This is a genomic window from Streptoverticillium olivoreticuli subsp. olivoreticuli, assembly GCF_003391135.1.
Lineage (GTDB): Bacteria > Actinomycetota > Actinomycetes > Streptomycetales > Streptomycetaceae > Streptomyces > Streptomyces blastmyceticus.
Genome location: NZ_CP031455.1, coordinates 1,697,008 through 1,714,832, shown reverse-complemented (window position 1 = coordinate 1,714,832; position 17,825 = coordinate 1,697,008). Strand labels below are relative to the sequence as shown.

Below are 17,825 nucleotides of genomic sequence, written 5' to 3'. Positions count from 1 at the left end.
GCCATGCCCGAGACGATCCGGTGGACCGTACTGCCCGACGGGGTGAGCGCCCAGGGCAAGCTCCGGCTGACCGTGCTGGTCAGCCCGCGCCTGACCGGAGGAACCACGCTGAACGACTTCGCCGGCTTCCTCGACTGGCCGACGACCCTCGCCACCTACGCCAAGGCGCTCCAGGTGGAGTTCGCCCCACCCGGCGGCGGCACCGGCACCGCCGTGCCCACCGAGCCCCGCACGGACCGCTACCCGCCGCCCGACAGCACCCTGTGGCAGCAGCTCTTCCACCGCGACACCAAGGTGACGGACCCCACCCGGCCCACCGCCCTCGCCCAGGGCGTCCCCCCGACGCTCCGCTCCTTCCCCAGCAAGGCCGTCCACGGACAGATCGGCAACCTCTACCAGGTCGCCGTGACGACCACCGCCCGCAGCAGGGCCTTCCCCGGCAGCGGCAGCGGCGGCGAGGGCCGCGCCGAAGGCACACCCACCCCACCGCCCACCTGGGACCTCCCCGACCTCTTCGACCTCCTCGTCCCCCTCAACGAGCGCATCAGGACCCTCGCCAGAGCCGTCGAATCGACCTACGGGCGGCTCGACCGGCTCATCCAGGGCACGACCGGCGGCGGTGGCCCCGCCGCGACCGGCGGCAGCCCCAACCCCTACCGGCCCCGCTGCATGGACCGCTCCACCCCCGACTACCGGGGCGACAGCGCCATGCTCAACTTCGCCGAGCTGTACCGCTTCTACGACCGGCGGCCCGCCACAGCGGCCCCCGGCGACCGGACCGCCGCCACCCCCGACCCGCCGCAGCGCCCCGACCTCGACTTCCACGGCGCCTGCGCCCTCCTCGCGGACCACCCCGAACTGCTGCGCCGCTTCGGCCTCGCCCTCGACCTGCTCGTCACACCGCCACCGGGCCTCGCCGACCAGTGGCAGGCACGCGTGACCTTCACCGCCCCCCAAGGGCGGCTCAACACCGACGAGAGCCTGCGGCCCTGGACCAGGCTGCGCTACGTCGCGGGCGCCCGCTGCGAGGCGTACGCGGAGGACACCGGCCCGTACGGCCGCCGGATGCTCGGGCTCGGCACCGACGCCGTGCACGTCACCGACCTCGACGTGGACGGCGCGGCGATGAAGTTCGTCGAATTCGCCCGGATCGTCGGACAGACACAGATCGGCCCGGCCGATCCCACCGGGCCCGGCTCCGTCGCCTCCGACGTCACCGCCCTGCCCGCGCTGCACGGCGCCGGGATCACCGTCCTGTACGAAGGCCGCGACGCCTCGCTCGCCCGGCAGATGGAGGACGACGCCCGGCACGCCGCGGGCGTCGGCCCCGGGCCCGGACCCGGCACCGCGGTCCCCGCCGCCCTGCTCGACGCCTCGCACCTCGTCCGCGGCTACCGCGTCGACGTCGGCGTCGTCGACGACGCCACGGGCCGCATCACCGCCTGGCACCCGCTGTGCGCACGGACCGGCAGCTACGCCCTGCGACGGCCCGGACAGGCACCCGTCCCGCTGACCGTGGCCCCCGACGAAGGACACGTCAAAGCCAGCGCGGTCACCCAGGACAAGGTCCACGCCGACCAGCTCTACGTCCACCAGGCGCTGTTCGGCTGGCACGGCTGGTCCCTCGCGGCCCCGCCGCCCGGCCGGACCATCGGCCTCGACGACCGGCCGCAGATCTCCGACCCCGAGGTCTCGGCGGACTTCCCCCTCGACGCCCGGTTCCGGCCCACCACCGGCACCCTGCCCGCGCTGCGCTACCGCCGCACCTACCGGCTGCGCGCCCGCCTCACCGACCTCGCAGGGAACAGCCTCGGCCCCGACACCGACCCCGCCGGCGCCGAGGGCACCGTGACGGCCCCCCTCACCTACAGCCGGTGGGAGCCCGTACCACCACCCGTCATCGTGCCCCGGTGGCCCTTCCTGGAGGGCGAGTCGGAGCCACGGCTCGTCGTCCGCTCCACCGTCGAGGACGACGGCACCCCCGTCCCACCGGTCCTCTGGGCGCTGCGCAGGAACGCCGAGGTCCCCGACCACGAGCAGCACTCACCCGCCGACGGGCTCGACCGGCGCTACCGCCCCTTCGACGAACGCCACGTCAGCCCCCCGAAGACCGCCCTCCAGATGGCCGAGCAGCACGGGATGTACGACGCCGCCTTCGGCCCCGGCACCTCGGCCGGAGCGCGCCACCAGTACTTCGCGTCGGCGTCCCGCGAGGCCGGCACCTACCTCGACACCCTCGTCAGCTTCCCGGAGAACCCGAGCCTGACCCGCGACCTCAAGTTCTTCGGCGAGATCCACGTCGCCAAGCACAACCCGCACGACACCGAACCGCCCACCGAACTCCCCGTGTCACGCGGCGACGGGCTCAAGCAGGGCGAGTACGTCGTCCACGACGCGGCCCAGCTGCTCCTGCCCTATCTGCCCGACGTCCTGGCCCGTGGCGTCTCCTTCCGCGGGCTGCCCGGCGCGGACCCCAACGAGACCTACGACTTCCCCGGCCCCTGGCCGCAGGCGCAGCCCCTGCGACTGCGGATCGAGGAGGGCACCGGACGGCCCGACTGGCCGCTGCTCGGCCGCCAGTTGACCGTGTACCTGCCCAAGGCCGAGGTCGCCACCGTCCGGATGAGCTGCCGGATCGACGCCGCCGACCTCGACGTCTTCCGCGCCTGGCAGCTCCTCACCGGCTCCCCGCTGTGGAACGACCCCGTCACCGGGCTGCCGCAGCAGAAGAAGGACGAGCTGACCGCGGCCTCCGCCGCCGGCGAGAACTGGATGATCACCCCCTGGGTGGAGCTCACCCTCGTCCACGCCGTCGAAAAGCCCCTGGAACGACCGGTGCTGAGCGACCTGGCCTTCCTCCGCGCGGCCGAGGAGACCTTCACCGACCTCGTCGGCAGCGTGACGTCACACGCGAAGAGCACCGGCCGGATCGACGTCGACGCCACCTGGACCGAGTGGTCCGACGACATCACCCAGGACGCGCCCGAGCAGGTCACCGGCCACGCCCACGCCGGTGACCTCACCCTCCAGCCCTGGCAGGACCAGCACTCCCTGGCCGGGATCCGCCATGAATTCCGGGACACCCGGCACCGCAACATCACCTACACCCCCACCGCCACCACCCGCTTCCGCGAGTACTTCCACCCGGCGATCACCGACCGGCCCGAGCTCATCACCAGGACCGGGCCCGCCGGCGCGGGTCCGACCGGCGGGGGCTGGCCCGTCCCCAGCTCGCGCCGGCCCGAACCGCCCGTGGTCAGCCACCTCGTCCCCACCTTCCGCTGGGAGAGCTCCGTCGACCACGGACAGCACCGGGTGACCCGGATCCGGCGGCGCGCCGGAGTCCGCGTCTACCTCGAACGCCCCTGGTTCTCCTCGGGCGACGACGAACTCCTCGCCCTCGTGCTCGACCCCGGCACCGACCTGCCGGACGAGCTCGTCACCCGGCGCGCCGCCGACCCGGTGGGAGCGGACGCGACTGTCCTGCCCCACCTCACCCCGGCCCACTTCCCGAACGCCACCCTCAGCGCCACCGGCGTGCCGACGGCCGAGCTCGTCGCCGGGGCCCCGGCCTCCGTCACGGTCGTCGCCTTCACCCCGGTCTTCGACCAGCGGCAGCGGCTGTGGTACTGCGACATCGACGTCGACCTGGGCCAATCCGCCGACGACACCGCCTACTTCCCCTATCTGCGGCCCGCGCTCGCCCGCTACCAGCCGTACTCCGTCGCCCCGCTCCACCTGTCCAAGGTGGTCCTCGGCGAATTCGGCCAGCTGGTGCCCGACCGTACGGTCAGCGCGGCCATGACGGCGAGCGGCCAGTTCCGGATCGAGCTGAGCGGGCCCGCCACCGTGAACGCCGTCGGCAAGCGGGCCGGTGCCGGGCAGCCGGGCATGGCCGCGAGCCGCCGTGTCGTCGTCTCCGTCCAGCAGCGCCCGCTGACCGGCGGCGACCTCGACTGGGCCGACACCGGCGCCGCACTCGAACTCACCTGCGTCGCCCGCGGCACCGGCTTCGCCTGGACCGGCGACCTGACCCCGCCCGCTCCCCGGCTCCCGCAGCTGTCCTCTTTCCGGCTCCGGATTGAGGAGTACGAGACCTACCTGACCGACCGGACCACGGCCACCGGCACGGTCACCGCGGGCGGCACCGCGCTGCCGGTCGGCCACCGGCTCGTCCACGCCGACCACTTCGCCCTGGCCACGACGCTGCTCGGGAGGGTCGTCCTGCAGGAGTAGAGGGGCCGGTGAAGGGGAGGGTTCAGCGTCCCCAGCGGAGGCCCGGGGTCTGCACCGGCGCGTCCCACAGCCGGAGCAGCTCCTCGTCCGCCTGGCACAGCGTCACCGACGCGCCCGCCATGTCGAGGGACGTGACGTAGTCGCCCACCAGCGTGCGGGCGACCGTCACGCCCCGCTCGGCCAGCACCCGGTGGACCTCCGCGGTGAAGCCGTACAGCTCCAGCAGCGGGGTCGCCCCGGCCCCGTTGACCAGCAGCAGCACCGGGCCGGTCGGCCGCAGGTCCGTCAGCACCGCGTCCACGGCGAAGTCCGCGATCTCGCCGGACGTCATCATCGCCCGCCGCTCCCGGCCGGGCTCACCGTGGATGCCGACCCCCAGCTCCAGCTCCCCGGCCGGGAGGTCGAAGGTGGGGCTCCCCTTGGCCGGGGTCGTACAGGCACCGAGGGCCACGCCGAAGCTGCGCGAGGACTCGTTCACCCGCCGGGCCAGGGCCTCCACCCGCTCCAGCGGCGCCCCCTCCTCGGCCGCCGCGCCCGCGATCTTCTCGACGAAAAGAGTGGCACCGGTGCCCCGGCGGCCGGCCGTGAAGAGGCTGTCCGTCACCGCGACGTCGTCGTTGACGAGCACGCTGGCGACCTGGATGCCCTCGTCCTCGGCCAGCTCGGCGGCCATGTTGAAGTTGAGGACGTCGCCGGTGTAGTTCTTCACGATGAACAGCACGCCCCGGCCGCTGTCCACGGCGGCCGCCGCGCGCACCATCTGATCCGGCACGGGCGAGGTGAAGACCTCACCGGGGCACGCGGCATCCAGCATCCCGTGCCCCACGAACCCACCGTGCAACGGCTCATGCCCGGACCCGCCCCCCGAAACCAGCCCCACCTTCCCCGCGACGGGCGCGTCCCGCCGCACGACGATCCGCCCCTCGACGTCGACGGCCAACTCGGGATGCGCGAGCGCCATGCCGCGCAGGGCGTCGGCGACGACGGTCTCGGGGGTGTTGATGAGCATCTTCACGGGGACTCCTCGTGTGATCGGTGGACTGATGGAGTGTCAGCTGCGTTGGGAACCGCTCAGCGTGACAACCCGGTAGTGACCGAGAGTGAATGCGAGGATAGTCGCGCCTTCGGCGCCGCCACCCCCGTACGAGCCCGTGCGGGGCGGCACGGGCGCGTCTTGCTCAGCACCTCGTCAGCACCGCCTCCGCCGCGCCCCGGCCCACCAGTTCGTGCAGCAGGCGGGTGGCGGGCAAGGCCGGGTCGAGGTATACGTACTCGCGGCGGTGTTCGACGGCGGCGAGCATCCTGCGGAGCGTCTCCGTCGCCTCCTCCCGGCGCCCGGCGTGGAACTGCGCCTGCCCCAGCAGCCCCAGGTGCAGCGGGAGGCGCAGATGCGTCCGGGACGGACACAGCTCGTCCAGCGACGTGCCCATCAGAGCCAGGCCCTCCTCCTCGCGGCCGGAGTGCGTCAGGGCCCATCCGGCGGGCAGGTTCAGCATCGCCTTCCAGTAGAGCAGCCCGTGCTCGGCCGCCACCCGGGCCCCCTCGCCGCCGGAGGCGAGCGCCGTGTCGACGTCGCCCTCCCAGGCGGCCACGACGGCGTCCACGTACAGCGCGAAGGCCCGGTCCGAGGGCCTGCTCTCGTAGTCGGTCAGGCGCAGCAGCTCGCGGCGGCGCTCGGCCGCCGTCCGCCGGTCGCCCAGGAGCCAGTGGGTGAACGTGTCGTACGAGCGGCACGAGACGCGCGGGTCGTGCTGGAACGTCCGGGCCAGCGAGTGACCCTCCCTTGCGAAACGATCCGCCATCTCGACACTGTGCTCCAGCTCCGCCAGCGCCTCGGGCAGCCGGCCGCGCACGTGCAGCACGATGCCCTCCCCGTACGCCGCGCCGAGCACCGCCACCGGCTGCCGGGTGCGCCCGGCGAGGTCCCGCAGCAGTCCGGAGAACTGCCGGGAGTCGTCGTAGCGGCCGGTGACCAGGAGCGCCGCGCACAGCGCCCACAGCACCGACGGGTCCTCGGGGCTGTGCGTGACCGCGCTCAGGGCGCGGCCCCGGCCCAGCGCCGCCTCGGCCTCGGCGTCGCCGTAGCCGCGGACGGTGGCCAGCACCTGCCCGAGCTGGATGTGCAGCCGCTGCTCCAGGCCCGGGGCCGAGGGGTCGTCGGCGGGCAGGAAGCCGGCCAGGTGCACCGCCCGCCGCAGCCAGGTCTCGACCTGCTCGTACGCCAGGTGGTGCTCGGCCTGTTCGGCGGCGCGCAGCAGCCGGGGCAGCGTCTCCCCGGGCGCCAGCGCGTCCTTGGCGTTCCAGGAGTGGTGGGCCACCCGCTCGATCTCCTCGGCGCCCATCTGTCCGCGCCCGCGGGCGCACAAGGCTTCGGCGACCCGCGCGTGCAGCTGGTGCCGCTCCTCGCGGGCCGGCTCCTCGGCGAGCGTCTCCTGCACCAGCGCGTGGGCGAAGTGCAGCCTGCCCGGGTGGTGCGGGTCCTCCCCGAGCAGCCCGGCCTGGATGGCCGACTCCAGCGCCTCGGCGACCGGTTCGTCCTCGGTGGCGGTGCGGCGCAGCAGGTCCGTGTCCACCTCGGCGCCGATGACCGCGCACAGCCGCAGCACCCGCATGACCGGCTCGGGCAGTGCGGCGAACCGCTGCCGCAGCGCCTCGCGGACGCCCGTCGGGACCCGGGCGAGGAGGACGGCCGAGGCACCGGGGTCGTGCAGGTGCCGGACGTCGCCGAGGAGGGAGAGGAGCTGCATGACGAAGTAGGGGTTGCCCTTGCTCCGCCGGTGCAGCGCCTCCACGACCTCCGCGCCCACGCCCGGGCCGGCCTGCGCCTCGACCAGGGCCGCGACGGCCTGCCGGGGCAGTCCGTCGAGCCGCAGGGCCTCGCTCCGGGGGCCGCGGACCACCTCGGCCAGCAGCCGGCGCATCGTGGCGTCGGACTCGATCTCGAAGTCACGGGCGGTCAGCACGACGCTCAGCGGGTGGCCCAGGCGGCGGACGCCGAGCAGCCTGAGCAGGTCCAGGGAGGCGGTGTCCGCCCAGTGCAGGTCCTCCAGGAGCAGCACCAGCGGACGCTCCGCGGCCAGGGCCAGCAGGACCTCGCAGACCGCGTCGTGGGTGAGGAACCGGGCCTGGGCCCAGTCGACCTCGGCGCCCTGCGGGCCGCCCGGCCCGGCCGACTGCTCGGGCATCAGCGGGGCGAGCAGCGCGCCGAACGGCGCCGTCGCCGCGCGGAAGGCGTCCGGCCGGGTGGCCGACAGCCTGCGCAGGACCTGTGTCCACAGCCAGTAGGGCGGGACGCCCTCGCCGGGGAAGCAGTGGCTCCAGACCACTTCGAGGTGCTCGTCCGCGGCCTCCAGGCGTGGGGCGAGCTCCATCAGCAGGCGGGTCTTGCCGACCCCGGCGGGGCCGAGCACGGACACCACGTGCCCGTGGCCGGTGAGGGCCCCGGCCGCCGCCGTCGCCAGGCGGTTCAGCTCCTGGTCCCTGCCGGTGAACGGCCAGGGCGCCGACGGGTCCCCGGCGCCGGCGTTCCCGGTCGGCGCGGGCGCGGCGGGGGCCGGTGCCGTGGCGCGCGTCGGCCGGGCCGGGCCCGCCTCCGGCGTCCGCGCGGTCGCGCCGGAAGCAGCGGAAGGACCGGAAGCAGGGGAAGCCGGTGAAGAGGGGGTGACGGGGGAGGCGACGGGGGCGGCAGTGGGCGGCGCCACCGCCCGGTCGCCCGGTCCGTCGTCGCACAACTCCTGCCGCAGGATGGCGGTGCGCACCCGCTGGAGCTCCACGGCGGTGTCCACGCCGAACTCCTCGACGAGGTGGCTGCGCGTCCGCTCGTACACCTCCAGCGCCTCCGCCTGCCGCCCGAGGCGGGTCAGCGCGGTCATCAGGTGGCCGACGAGCCGCTCGCGCATCGGGTGCCGGCGAACCTCCCGGTCGAGGTCGGCCGCCACCTCCTCGGCTGCGCCCAGGGCGAGCCGGGCCTCGGCGAAGGACTCCAGCGCGGCCAGCCGGACCTGCTCCAGCCGAGCGGTCTCGTCGGCCAGCGGCGGGTGGGCGGAGAACTCCGTGTACGGGGAGCCGTGCCACAGCTCCAAGGCCTCGGCGAGCCGCTCCCGCGCGGCCGTCGGATCCCGCTGCTCCAGGAGCCGGCGCCCGGTGGACACCAGGTCCTCGAAGCGGCAGAAGTCCACCTGTTCCGGGGCGAGCTGGAGCACGTAGCCGGGCGCGCGGTAGCGCAGCACCGACGGGGCGCCCGGCCCGGTCGTCGGGTCCAGGACCCGGCGCAGGTGGGAGACATGGCTCTGGAGCGTGGCGACGGGTTGGCGCGGCGACTCGTTCCCCCACAGCTCGTCGACGATCAGCTCGGTGGGGACGATCCGGCCCAGCCGGATGAGCAGCAGGGCGAGCAGTGCCCGCCGGCGCGGCGGGCCGAGCGGCAGGTCCTGCCCGTCGAACCGCGCCGACATGGGGCCGAGCACCCGCAGCAGCGGTCCGGCCGGGTCCGCCCGCTCCGGCAGCGGCGACGGTCTCGGCGTCCGGAGTGCGTGCATGTAGGTCCTCATCGTCCTCGCGCGTGCGGCTGTGCCGGCGGAGCGCCGGGCGACATCGCGCCGCCGACCCTCTCCGGAAAATGATCTTGGCATAGCGGACAGGCCGTTCCAAGGCCGTCAAACCAGCAATTGCCAAGCGATCGGCAAGCATCCCGCAGGGGTGTGGCAAGGGAGCGAGGGAACCACAGAGCTTTGCAAGGTGCCGTCAGCGCGCGCACCAGAGGCCCGCAAGGGAGCCGTCGCACCATGATCGTCGTCGGAGTCCCCGCCGGCCGAACCGCGCCGCGGGGGAGCCGGCATCGAGCTGAGAGGCGCCATGGCGTTCGCGATTCTCTTCCCCGGGCAGGGGGCGCAGTTCCGTGGAATGGGCGCGGACGTCTTCGACCGCTATCCCGGCCTCACCCAGTTCGCCTGCGACCTCCTCGGGTACGACCTCGCGGCCCTGTGCCGCGAGGACCCCGGCGACGTGCTCTCGCGCACCGAATACACCCAGCCCGCGCTCTACACCGTCAACGCCCTGCGGATGTTCGAGCGCGAGCACCGGGAGGAACGGCGCGCCGATCACTACCTCGGCCACAGCCTCGGCGAATACAACGCGCTCCTGGCGGCGGGCGTCATCGATTTCGAGACCGGTCTCCGGCTCGTCAAGCGGCGCGGGGAACTGATGGCCGCGGCGTCCGGCGGCGGAATGACCGCGGTCATGGACGTGCCGGCCCCCCGCCTGCGGGAGATCCTCGCCCAGGACGGTGTCGAGGGCGTCGACGTGGCGGGTTTCAACACCGACACGCAGATCGTCGTCGCCGCCCCGGCCGAGGTGCTCCGCGCCGCCCACGGCGCGTTCGCCCGCCGGGACATCCGCTTCGCCCCGCTGCGCGTCAGCGCGCCGTTCCACTCCCGCTATATGGAGCCCGTGCGCGCCGAATTCGAGAACTACCTCCGGGAGTTCACGTTCCACAGGCCGACGACCCCCGTGATCGCCAATGTGACGGGCCGCCCCTACGAGCAGGGGGCCGTCGTCCGCCTGCTGAGCGACCAGCTCGTCGCGCCGGTGCGCTGGACCGACAGCGTCCGCCACCTGCTGGCCCTCGACCCCCGGACGGAATGCGAGGAAGTGGGCGGCAAGGCCCTCCTCGGCATGGTGCAGAAGATCCGGCGGTCCGCCGACCGGACCCCCCTCCGCGAGACCAGGACTTGAGACATGGACAGAACAGACAGGATCCGGCAGTTCATCGAGGACCGCTTCCTCGTCGAATTCGGCGGTGAGATGACGGACGGGACCGACCTCTTCAAGACGGGGGTCATGGATTCCTTCGGATACATCCAGCTCATGAGCTTCCTGGAGGACGAATTCGCGATCGGCGTCACGGACGAGGAGATCCTCACCGACGTCTTCGTCTCGCTCGACGCGATCGACGCCTTCGTGGCCCGCAAGCTCGCCGGACAGGGCGCGGGGCAAGGGGACGCCTCATGTGCGGGATAGCCGGCTTCCTCGCGCCGTCGCTGCACCCCGACGCCGCCCCCGGGGTCGTCACCTCCATGCTGTCGCTCATCCGGCACCGGGGGCCGGACGAGGCGGGCTACTACCTGGACGACGGCTTCGCGATGGGCACGGTCCGGCTGGCGATCGTCGACCTCGCCTCCGGTTCGCAGCCGATGTCCGACCCCGCGGAGCGCTACTGGATCTCCTTCAACGGCGAGCTGTACAACCACCTCGAACTGCGGGAGGAGCTGCGGGCTCTCGGCCGGCCGTTCCGCACGACTTGCGACACCGAGGTCGTCCTCCAGGCCTGGGTCCAGTGGGGGCCGGAGTGCCTCACGCGCTTCAACGGCGCCTTCGCCTTCGCGATCAGGGACGCGGTCACGGGCGACCTCTTCCTGGCCCGCGACCGCTACGGCAAGCGCCCGCTCTTCTACACCGAGCACGACAGCGGCCTCCTCTTCGCGTCGGAGATGAAGGCGTTCCGCGCCTTCCCCGGCTTCCGCTTCACGCTCGACCCGCGCGAGCTTGCCTCGGTCTTCGCCGTGTGGACGCCGCTGCCCGACCGCACCCCCTTCGAGGGCGTCCGGCAGCTCCCCATGGGCGGCGTCCTCACCGTCCGGGACGGGCGCCGCACCCTGCGCACGTACGAGGAACTCGCCGTCTCCGCCCCGCCGTTCGAGGGCTCCGAGGACGACGCCGCCGCGTTCGTCCGCGAGACGCTGCGCGCGAGCGTCGAGATGCGCCTGCGCAGCGACGTCGAGGTCGGCGTCTACCTGAGCGGCGGCCTCGACTCCTCCATCGTCACCAAGCTGGCGACGGACCTCTCCCCGAGCGAAGTGCGGACGTTCTCGGTCGAGTTCGAGAACGCGGAGTTCGACGAGTCCGCCGACCAGCGGGTCGTGGCCTCGCACCTGGGCACGCGGCACTCGTCCGTCACGGTGTCCGGCGCCGACATCGCGGAGCATTTCCCCGCGGCCGTCCGGCACGCCGAGGTCCCGACCTTCCGCACCGCGTTCGTCCCGATGTACCTCCTGTCCCGCCATGTGCGGGACGCCGGGGTCAAGACGATCCTGAGCGGCGAGGGCGCCGACGAGGCGTTCCTCGGCTATTCGCTGTTCCGCGAGACGATGCTGCGCGCCTCGTGGCACGAGCTGTCCGGCGAGGAGCGGAAGGCGGGGCTCGCCCGCCTCCACCCCGAGCTCGCCCACTTCGGGCCCGCGCACCAGAAGCACATGGCGGGCCTTTTCCAGCAATTCTCCGAGGAGCGTCTCCCGGGTCTCTTCTCCCACGAACTCCGCTACCAGAACGGCCGGTTCGCCGCGCGCCTGCTGAAGGACCGCACCGACCCGTTCGCCGACGCCCTGGAAATGGTGCGCACCGCGCCCGGCTACGCGGATCTGAGCGCCGTCCAGAAGGCGCAGTGGCTCGAGTACAAGACGCTCCTCGCCGGCTATCTCCTCTCCACCCAGGGGGAGCGCATGGGTCTGGCGCACGGCGTCGAGAACCGGTGTCCCTTCCTCGACCCCGCCGTGGTGCGGGCCGCGGCCTCGGTGAACCTCCGCTTCGACGACGGGTCCGAGGAGAAGGCCATCCTCAAGAAGGCCTTCCGCGGGGAGCTGCCCGCCTCCAGCCTGGCCCGCCGGAAACAGCCCTACCGCGCTCCCGGCAGCGCCGTGTTCAAGGACCGGCGGCCCGACTACCTGGAGCTGGTGCTCTCCGACACCGAGCTCGGAAAGCTCGACTGGGCCGACCCGGTCTTCGCGCGGAAGCTCGTCGCGAAAATCATGGCCACCCCCGCCGAGGAGATCAGCACCAAGGAGGACCAGGCGTTCGTCCACCTGCTCTCCACCGCGGTACTCGACCAGCAGTTCGTGAGGGACACGGCATGGCCGGACGCCTCGCCGGAAGCCGATCTGAAGATACGGACGGTCGTCGACAAACGGCGGGTCCTGCCGCGCGCCGGAGGAATGCGATGAGCACGTTCACAGCCCCGGAGAACCCGGACAGCCCCGAGAACCCGGCGGACGCCCCGGAGAGCACCGACGACGTCGCGATCATCGGACTCGCCCTGCGCCTCCCCGGCGCGGACACCCTTGAGGAGCTCTGGCGCCACCTCGACGCCGGCCGTTCGCTCATCTCCGAGGTACCGGCCGAACGCTGGTCGAAGGAGAGGTACTTCGGCGACCCCCGGCGCGGAGCCGAGAAGACGAGCAGCGTCTGGGGCGGCTTCGTCGAGGACGCCGACCGCTTCGACGCCTCCTTCTTCCAGATCTCCCCGCGCGAGGCGGAGACCATGGACCCGCAGCAGCGGTTCGCACTCGAACTCGCGTGGCGGGCCATCGAGGACGCCGGATACCGCGCGAGCGAGTTCGCGGGCACGCGGACGGGCGTCTTCATGGGCGTCTGCCACGCCGACTACGCCGAACTCATGGAGCGCGGGAAGGCCAGGACCGACGCCTATTTCCCCACCGGCACGGCCTATTCGATCATCTCCAACCGGGTCTCGTACTTCCTCGACCTCCAGGGCCCCAGCATCACCAACGACACCGCCTGCTCCAGCTCGCTGGTGTCCGTCTACGAGGCCGTCTCGGCCCTGCGCAACGGCGACTGCTCCGTGGCCCTGGCCGGCGGGGTGAACCTCTGCTGGTCCCCCAAGCACTTCGTCGCGTTCAGCCAGGCGAGCATGCTCTCCCGCACCGGCGAGTGCCGGGCCTTCGACCAGGGCGCCGACGGCTACGTCCGCGGCGAGGGCGGCGCGGTGCTGCTCCTGAAGCCCCTCGCGCGGGCGCTCGCCGACCGCGACCCGGTGCACGCCGTCATCAAGGGCGTCGCGACCAACCACGGCGGCCGGACGAGCTCCTTGACGGTCACCAACCCGGCCGCGCAGGCGAGCCTCGTCGAAGGGCTCTACACCCGCGCCGGCATCCGGCCGGAGACCGTGACGTACATCGAGGCGCACGGCCCCGGCACCCCGGTCGGCGACCCGATCGAGATCATCGCGCTCAAGCGCGCCTTCCACGCGCTCCACGAGGCCCAGGGCACCCGCCCGGAGCCGGAGTCCTGCGGGATCGGCTCGGTCAAGACCAACATCGGGCACCTCGAAGGGGCCGCCGGCGTCGCCGGGATGGCCAAGGTGATCGGCGCCCTCGCGGGCCGGAAGCTTCCCGCGACCGTCAACTTCGAGGTCCGCAACAAGCTCATCAAGCTCGACGGCAGCCCCTTCCGCATCGTCCGCGACACCCAGCCCTGGGCCGAGCCGCCCGCCGGGGCGGACGGCCGGCCCGCGCCGCGCCGCGCGGGCGTCAGCTCCTTCGGCTTCGGCGGCACCAACGCCCACGTCGTGCTGGAGGAACACCTGGCGGACGGCTCGCCGGAGCCCGCCGCCCCCGCGGGTCCGCACCTCGTCCCCCTCTCGGCGAAGACACCGGACCGGCTGCGCGCCGTGGCCGAGGGACTCCTCGCCCACCTCCGCCCGCCGAAGCCCGGCGACGCCGCCGCCGCGCTCAGGCTGCCCCAGGACCTCGCCGACATCGCGTACACCCTGCGTGCCGGCCGGGAGCCGATGCCCGCCCGCGTCGCGTTCGTCGTGGCCTCCGTACCCGAACTCACCGAGGTCCTCGAGGCGTTCCTGGCCGGCACGCTCGCCGGGGCCGGGGCCCACGCCGGCCCGGCCGTACGGGCCGGGGGCGCGCCCGCCGAGGACGCGGCCGTACTCCTGGAGACGGCCGTCCGCTGGGCGCGGGGCGAGCAGGCGGACCTGCCGGAGCCGCAGCACGCCGCCGGGTCCGCCGGGCCGCGCCGCGTCCGGCTGCCCGCCTACCCCTTCGCCCGTGAGCGCCACTGGTTCAAGACCCCGGAGGCGGACCCCGGGCAGCACCCCGCCGCCCTCCACCCGCTCCTCCACCGCAACACCTCCGGCCTCGCCGGACAGCGCTACACCTCCACGTTCACCGGTGACGAGCCGTTCCTCGCGGCACACCGGGTGGGCGGCGCGCGCGTCCTGCCCGCCGTCGCCTACCTGGAGATGGCCCGCGCGGCGGTGGCGGACGCCACGGGGGCGCCGGCCGGCGGGAGCCCGGCCATCCGGCTCCGCGAGGTCGTGTGGCTGCGCCCGCTCGTCGCGGGCGACGCGCCCGTCGACGTCCACATCGGCCTGACCCCCAGGGCCGGGGAAGCGGCCGGGGAGCTCGCGTTCGAGGTGACCACCACCGCGGACGACGCCGCGACGGCCCTGGTCCACGGCCGGGGAACCGCCGAACTCCTCCCGCACGAGGAGCCGGAGACCCTCGACCTCGGCGCGCTCCGCGCCGCCTGCCGCACGCCCCACGCCCCCGAGGACGCCTACGCCGCCTTCCGGGACCAGGGCCTCGACTACGGGCCCGCGATGCGCGGCCTGAGCGAGATCCACCTCGGCGAGGGGCAACTCCTCGCCCGTATCCAGGCGCCCGTACCGGATTCCGGCCCGGCGGAGGGCTGCGTCCTGCCCCCGAGCGTGCTGGACGCGGCCTTCCAGGCCTCGCTCGTCCTCATGGCGGGGGATGCCGGGCCGACCATGCCGTTCGCACTGGAACGGATCGACATCCACCGCCCGTGCGCGGCCGTGACCTGGGCCCGGGTCCGCCGGCGGCCGGGCGGCGGCACGGCCGCCGCGTTCGACATCGACCTCTGCGACGCGCAAGGCGTCGTCGGCGTACGGCTGCGCGGGCTGGTCCAGCGGACGGACGCGTCGAAGACGGCGCCCCCGGCGCCCGCCGGGCCGCGCGTCGTCACGGCCACGTGCCGGTGGACGGACGCGTCGCCCGCCGCGGAGACGGATACGGAGACGGGCACGGAGACGGTGCACGCCTTCCTCACCGGAAAGGCCGCGGCACGCACCCCCGGCCTCGAGGGCACCCCCGGCCTGACGGTCACACACCTCCCCGACATCGCGCCCGGCCGCGTCGCCGACGGCGTCGACGCCGTGCTCGGCCTCGTCCTCGCACGGGTCCAGCAGGTCCTGGCGACGCGCCCCAGGACGCCGCACCGCTTCGTCGTCCTCGTCGACGACCGCGTGCCCCGGCACTTCCACGCGCCGCTCACCGGCCTCCTCGCCACCGTGGCCCTGGAGAACCCCCTGGTCTCGGGGCGCGTCGTCCGCGTCGCCGGGCTCGACACCATGGCCCCCGGGCGGATCGCCCGCGTCCTGCGCGCCGAGACCGCCGACCGGGAGCCCGTCACCGAGATCCGCCACACCGCCGACGGCACGCGCCAGGCGTGGCGCCCCGTCGACGTCGCGCTCGGCGCGGGGCCCGAGGTCCCGCCGCTGAAGGAAGGCGGCGTGTACTGGGTGACGGGCGGCCTCGGCGGTCTCGGCCGGCACGTCGCCCGCTACTTCGCCCGGCACCCCGGCGTGACCGTCGTCCTCAGCGGGCGCTCGGCCCCCGGCCCCGCGAGCGAGGAGGCCCTCGCCGAGCTGCGGGCGGTCGGCGTCGACGCCCACTACCTCCCCGCCGACACCGGCAGCGCCGACGACGTCGCCCGCGCCGTCCGTACCCTCACCCGCGAGCACGGGGGCGTCGACGGGATCGTCCATGCCGCCGGTGTCCTCCGCGACGCCTACGTGCTCCGCAAGGAGGCGGCCGACCTCCCCGCCGTGCTGGAGCCGAAGGTGCGCGGTGTCCTCAACCTCGACGCGGCGACGCGCGCTCTCGCGCTCGACTTCTTGGTCGTCTTCTCCTCCGTCGCGGGTGTCTACGGCAACCCCGGGCAGGCGGACTACGCGGCGGCGAACGCCTTCCTCGACGCCTTCGCGCACCATCGGCAGGCGCTCGCCGACGCCGGTGAGCGCACGGGCCGGACGGTCGCCGTGAGCTGGCCGCTCTGGGCGGACGGCGGGATGACCGTCGACGACCTGACGCGCGAGTCGATGCGCAGGCAGCGCGGCTGGGAACCCCTCCCCACGGAGGAGGGCCTCCGGGTCCTCGGCCGTGTCCTGGACGACGCGCCGGAACACGTCGTCGTCGCCTACGGGGCCGACGCGACCCTGGCCCACCTGCCGTCGGGCCCGTCCCCGGAGCCCGCCGGCGCCGCCCCCACCGGGGCCGCGCCCGCGGACGGCGGCGCGCTCCAGGAGCGCGCCGAGGACCTCCTGAAGGAGCTGCTCGGCGAGGTGATCCACCGCGACCCCGCCACGATGGAGGCGACGGTCAACCTCATCGAGTACGGGATCGACTCCCTCAGCATCCTGGAGATGACCGCCCGCCTCGAAGAGCGCTTCGGGCCGCTGTCGAAGACCCTCTTCTTCGAATACGTGAACATCGAGGGCGTCGCGGGCTACTTCGTGGAAGCGCACCGCGAGCGGCTGGAGACCGTCCTCGGCACGGCACCCGCCGCACAGGAGACGCCGCCCGTGCCCGTCCTCGAACCCACGGTCGCCCCCGCCCCCGCCCCGGCCCCCGCACCCACGGCGTCCCGCGACGACCGCCACGACATCGCCGTCATCGGCATCTCCGGCAGGTACCCCGGAGCGGGCACCCTCGACGAACTCTGGTCGCTCCTCGAAGAGGGCCGCCACACCTTCGAGGAGATCCCGCGCGACCGCTGGGACCACGACGCCGTCTACAGCCCCGACCGCTCCGTCCCCGGCAAGAGCGCCATCCGCACCGGGACGTTCCTGCGCGACATCGACAAGTTCGACCCCCGCTACTTCCGCGTCTCCAAGCGCGAGGCGGAGCGGATGTCGCCGGAGGTCCGCCTGTTCCTCCAGGCCGGCGTCGAGGCGCTGGAGGACGCGGGCTACTCGCGGGAGACGATCCAGCGGCAGTACCAGGGCGACGTCGCCGTCCTCGCCGGGACGATGAGCAACCACTACAACCTCTACGGCTTCCAGAACAGCCTGACCCGGGGGGCCCCGGCCACCGGCAGCTACACGGGGACGCTCCCCAACATGCTGTCGTACTTCTACGGCCTCACGGGACCGTCCATCTTCCTGGACACCATGTGCTCGGCGTCCTCGACCTGCATCCACCAGGCCGTGCAGATGCTGCGGGCGGGCGAGTGCCGGATGGCCGTCGCAGGCGGCGTCAACCTCCTGCTGCACCCGTACAACCTCGTCACCTCCTCGCAGGAGCACTTCACCACCGCGACCTCCGACGTCATCCGCAGCTTCGGCCTCGGTGCCGACGGGACGATCCTCGGGGAGGGCGTCGGCGCCGTCGTCCTGAAGCCGCTCGTCGACGCCGAGCGCGACGGCGACCACATCCACGCCGTCATCAAGGGAACCGCGCTCACCAACGCGGGCGTGCGCAACGGCTTCACCGTCCCCAACCCGCACATGCAGGCGCGCGCCGTCGAGAAGGCCCTGGCCGACGCCGGGGTCGACGCCCGGACGATCAGCTACGTCGAGGGCCACGGCTCGGGCACGTCGCTCGGCGACCCGATCGAGGTCAAGGCGCTGACCACCGCCTTCGGGAAGCACACCCCGGACACCGGGTTCTGCGCCCTCGGCTCGGTCAAGTCGAACGCGGGCCACCTCCTGGCGGCCGCCGGCATGATCGGCTTCGCCAAGGTGGTCCTCCAGCTCCGGGAGGGCA

The 17,825-nt window shown here is 73.7% G+C and carries 7 protein-coding genes (1 of these 7 running past the window's edge); 5 read left to right on the top strand and 2 right to left on the bottom strand.

The features are described 5' to 3' along the window. The first annotated feature begins 3 nt into the window (after positions 1-3). Positions 4-4,236, top strand: a complete 4,233-nt coding sequence (locus tag DXZ73_RS07315) for a hypothetical protein (RefSeq protein ID WP_116210196.1) — start codon at positions 4-6, stop codon at positions 4,234-4,236. Between the two features lie 22 nt (positions 4,237-4,258). On the opposite strand, the gene dhaK is transcribed toward DXZ73_RS07315, so the two are convergent. Both dhaK and DXZ73_RS07305 read right to left on the bottom strand, forming a co-directional pair. Continuing rightward, positions 4,259-5,251 (bottom strand): dihydroxyacetone kinase subunit DhaK, encoded by a 993-nt coding sequence (gene dhaK / locus DXZ73_RS07310; RefSeq protein ID WP_116210195.1) that lies wholly within the window; start codon positions 5,249-5,251, stop codon positions 4,259-4,261. Between the two features lie 163 nt (positions 5,252-5,414). Beyond that, positions 5,415-8,774: a BTAD domain-containing putative transcriptional regulator gene (locus DXZ73_RS07305; RefSeq protein WP_240351256.1), complete on the bottom strand. Its 3,360-nt coding sequence runs from the start codon at positions 8,772-8,774 to the stop codon at positions 5,415-5,417. A gap of 316 nt (positions 8,775-9,090) precedes the next feature. On the opposite strand from DXZ73_RS07305, the gene fabD reads away from it, so the two are divergent. The 4 genes in view from fabD to DXZ73_RS07285 are tightly spaced (at most 3 nt apart) and all read left to right on the top strand, a layout consistent with a single transcriptional unit that may run on beyond the window. Further along, positions 9,091-9,969 carry an ACP S-malonyltransferase gene (gene fabD / locus DXZ73_RS07300; RefSeq protein ID WP_116210194.1) on the top strand — a complete coding sequence of 293 codons (879 nt, stop codon included), beginning with the start codon at positions 9,091-9,093 and terminating at the stop codon, positions 9,967-9,969. 3 nt (positions 9,970-9,972) lie between these two features. Next, positions 9,973-10,254 carry an acyl carrier protein gene (locus DXZ73_RS07295; RefSeq protein WP_116210193.1) on the top strand — a complete coding sequence of 94 codons (282 nt, stop codon included), beginning with the start codon at positions 9,973-9,975 and terminating at the stop codon, positions 10,252-10,254. Continuing rightward, positions 10,242-12,230 carry an asparagine synthase (glutamine-hydrolyzing) gene (asnB, locus tag DXZ73_RS39325; RefSeq protein ID WP_116210192.1) on the top strand — a complete coding sequence of 663 codons (1,989 nt, stop codon included), beginning with the start codon at positions 10,242-10,244 and terminating at the stop codon, positions 12,228-12,230. Before DXZ73_RS07295 ends, asnB begins: the two co-directional genes overlap by 13 nt. Further along, positions 12,227-17,825: the 5' portion of an SDR family NAD(P)-dependent oxidoreductase gene (locus DXZ73_RS07285; RefSeq protein ID WP_240351255.1), read on the top strand. 14,468 nt of this gene lie beyond the right edge of the window; the window shows 5,599 of its 20,067 coding nt (coding positions 1-5,599); it begins with the start codon at positions 12,227-12,229; the stop codon falls past the right edge of the window. Before asnB ends, DXZ73_RS07285 begins: the two co-directional genes overlap by 4 nt.